Annotated in this window: 2 pseudogenes; both read left to right on the forward strand. The window is 61.8% G+C overall.

The features are described 5' to 3' along the window. Positions 1–100 precede the first annotated feature (100 nt). Positions 101–481, forward strand: a pseudogene (locus IWX62_RS16140) (IS30 family transposase); the annotation flags it as partial. Positions 482–623: 142 nt separating this feature from the next. Then, a pseudogene (locus IWX62_RS16145) lies at positions 624–1,275 on the forward strand (IS21 family transposase); the annotation flags it as partial. Between the last annotated feature and the right edge of the window lie 94 nt (positions 1,276–1,369).

A 1,369-nucleotide genomic window follows, 5' to 3' on the forward strand; every position in this document is an offset into this window, starting at 1 on the left:
CACTGGCCAACTACCGTCAAAACCAGCTGCAGCAAAAGACTGCCGCTTAACCCGAAAAACGACTATCCCGTGTCTCACTTACTTGACACACCTCAAGGATCGTCGGAAGCGTCCGCAGATGCGCAAGATCGACGCCGATCCGGTCCTCGCCGCCCGGGTACGGGCGGATCTTTTCAGGTCTCGGACACCACGGCAGGTCGCCGGGCGTTTGCTTTTGGAGGCCACGGACTCCAGCGTTGAACCTATGGTCAAATCCCCCGACGCCCAAGGCCGGACGGTGTCCCACGAAGCGATCTACCGGTGGATCTACGCGATGCCCAAAGGCGAGCTCGCACGCGAAGGGATCATCTTGCAATCCAAGCGCACCATGCGTAAACGCCGCAGGCCTCTGGGTGAGCGTACCGGCGGGAGGATCATCGGGATGGTCAGCATCGATGACCGGCCAGAGATCGCCTCCGACCGCCGCGTCCCAGGTGAATATTGGCTTCTGTGGGTTCCACCTGTGGTGCGGGTCAGCACCATCGCCTGGTAGCGCGACTGGCGTGGTTGAGCACCACCGTTGGTGTGGTTGAGCACCACCTGAGAAGCTCCTTCCACCATGTGAGGGACACACGGTGGAAGGAGTGCCGGTAACGGTACGGAAGATCAAAGCGAAGCTGGTGTTGCAGCTGCGTAATCAAGGCCTGTCGCGAAGAGTTAATTGAGTCCGCTCATGGGATATCCCGGCACAGCATTCAGGCGGTCATCGATGCGGCGGAGCTGGCCGGCCTCGGCTGGGATGACGTCGCCGAGCTGTCGGAGGTCGAGGTGTATGCGGCGTTGTTTCCCGGCCGTGGCGTCCGTGAGATTGCCTTCGCGCAGCCGGACTGGGCTCGGGTGCACACCGAGCTGGCCCGGGTGGGGGTGACATTGAAGCTGCTGCACCAAGAGTATGTCGACGCGTCTACTCGCGCAGGGCAGGCGGTGATGAGTTATGACCGGTTCTGCCGGCTCTATGGCGAGCACGCCGCCGTGACCGGGGCGACGTCGCGGGTTGGCCACAAGGCCGGCCGCAGCATCGAGGTCGACTGGTCCGGGCCCACGATGGGGCTGATGGATCCGACCACGGGTGAGACCTCGAAGGTGTATTTGTTCGTCGCCTGCCTGCCCTTCAGCCGGTATGCGTTCGTAGAAGCGAGCCTTGATATGCGGCAGGAGTCGTGGCTGCGCGCCCATACGGCGATGTTCGTCTTCTTCGGCGGCAGCATCCCGCGCTTAGTTCCTGACAACCTGAAGGGCCTGTCAAGTTGTTTGTGTAAGTGAGTGGGCCATTTTTTAGTTGAGGTAGTAGTCGAGGCGTTCGGGGTAGGTGATGGCGAGGTGTCCGAGG

This window comes from Arthrobacter sp. CAN_A1, from assembly GCF_015751665.1.
Lineage (GTDB): Bacteria > Actinomycetota > Actinomycetes > Actinomycetales > Micrococcaceae > Arthrobacter_D.